Genomic DNA, 2079 nt, shown 5'->3' with positions numbered 1-2079 from the left:
TCGAGTTCGTAGCGGTCGATCTCGGGATCTACGGGCACGACGACGACGCCGTAGTCCAGCGCGGCACGCTCGACGGAGACGTAGCCGTCGATCACGTCCTCGAGCACGGCCTCCGGGTCCCGCCGCAGCGGATCCCCGTACCCCCCGCCACCCGCGGACGGCCGCTCGAACGAATCTCCGGACTGAACCGGAACATTCGAGAACACGGACCCGAGGAAACGCTCTTCGGGGGTGCCGCGGTTGAGCCAGACACCGTGCGGGATGGAGGGCAGACCACCCTCGATACCCCAGGTGACCGACCGGGAACGGTCACAGCAGTACGACATCACGCTGTTGTCACTGTCGGTGAGGACACCACCCTTGGACAGGCCGCACCCTCCACGGTATTCGCCGGGCCCTCCAGAATCGGTGATGATGGCGTGCTCGGTAGTGAGCACGGGGGTGAGGCGTTCCTGTCCCTCGCACGGCTGAACGGCCAGGCCGATGCCGAAAACCGGTGCGGTGGCGCTCGATCCGTCCTTCGAGCTGCGACCTCCCCAGCCGCCGGCCATCCAGTCGTACCACATGAAGAACGGCCGCTCCTCGGTACGGGCGTCGCGACCGCCGACCAGCAGGTACTCGAGGTTGAACGAACAGGCGATGGCCCGCGAGGGCACGACCTTCGACCACAGTTCGAAGATCGCGTTCATGATCTTCTCGTAGGGGCCGGAGCAGAACCCGGTCACCGCGTGTGGCCAGCCTGCGTTGACGACGGTGCCCTCCGGCCCCAGGTCGGTGTGAATCGCGTTGTACAGGCCCGAGTTCAGCGGCACGTCGGGGAAAAAGGACTTGGTGCCCGCCACGATTCCGGAGAACGCGGTGCCGTAGCCACTGTTGAGGAAGCTGGCCACGGCGGGCGCGCTGCCGGTCAGGTCGTAGCTGAGCTGGTCGCCCTCGATCGTCATGGTGACGCGGATCGGGACGAGACCTTCGGCACGCGCCGGATCGGAGTCGAGGAAGTCCTCGGTGGTCCAGGTGCCGTCCGGCAGGTCGGCGACCCGGCTGCGCACGATGCGCTCCACGTAGTCCTGGACCTCGCGCATCGCGTCGGTCACCGTGCTGCGTCCGTATTTGTCTACGAGCCTTTGGATTTCGCGTTCACACACCCCGGTTGCCTCGGCCTGGGCGTGCAGATCGCCCATGCTGATCTCCGGAGACCGGGTGTTCGCGACGAGCAGTTTTGCGACGTCGGCGAGGAAGCGGCCCTCGTGCCACACCCGCACGGGGGTAATCCGCAGACCCTCACCGAAATGCTCGGTGGCGGTCACGTCGAACGATCCCGGCACACTGCCGCCGATGTCGGCCCAGTGTCCCTTGTTCTGCGCGAAGGCGATGAGGACACCGTCCGCGAAGATGGGCCGGACAAAGCTGACGTCGTTGAGGTGGGTCCCGCCCCGATAGGGGTCGTTGACCATGAAGATGTCGCCGGGGTTGATGTCGGAGCCGAATTCCTCCAGCACGGCCTTGCACTGGAAGTGGAGGGTGCCGACGTGGACGGCGATGTCCTGACTGCCCTGCATCACAGTATTGCCCTCGGCGTCGCAGAGCGCGGAGGAGAAGTCCCGCGAGTAGATGACGAACGAGTAACAGGTGCGCAGGATCTGCTCGGACATGAGGTCGACCGAGGTGGCGAACGCGTTCTTGAGGACCTCGAACGTGACCGGATCGAGGGTGGGGGACGTGGTGGTCATCGGGACTCCTGGATGTCGATGCGGATGTTCGCCCACTCGTCGATGGTGGCGGTGGTCCCAGGGGGGACGACGGTGGTGGAATCGAGCTGGGTGATCACGGCGGGGCCGGGAATGCACACACCGAACTCCAGTGTGTCGCGGTCGAAGACGGGCGTGTCGACCCGGCCGCGCTCCTCGTCGAAGTAGACACTGCGCCGTTCCATGGGCACCGGCTCCGTTGTGCTGGGCTCGGAGGTTCGTGGGAAGTTCGGCTTCGGCGTCGTGCCGACCGCGCGTAGGCCGATCTGGTAGATCTCCACGGGTGTGTCGTCGCGCCGGAACGAGTAGTCCCGCTCGTGTTCCTCGTGGA

2 pseudogenes are annotated in these 2079 nt (G+C 65.9%); both read right to left on the bottom strand.

The window, feature by feature from the left end:
* A pseudogene (locus I0Q12_RS03825) lies at positions 1 to 1730 on the bottom strand (hydantoinase B/oxoprolinase family protein); the annotation flags it as partial.
* Positions 1727 to 2079, bottom strand: a pseudogene (locus I0Q12_RS03820) (hydantoinase/oxoprolinase family protein); the annotation flags it as partial. The pseudogenes I0Q12_RS03825 and I0Q12_RS03820, both read right to left, overlap by 4 nt.

It is taken from the genome of Rhodococcus sp. CX, assembly GCF_015865005.1.
Classification (GTDB): domain Bacteria; phylum Actinomycetota; class Actinomycetes; order Mycobacteriales; family Mycobacteriaceae; genus Rhodococcus.
Note: the sequence above shows the minus strand (reverse complement) of the source record. Positions and strands in the feature narration are given on the sequence as shown.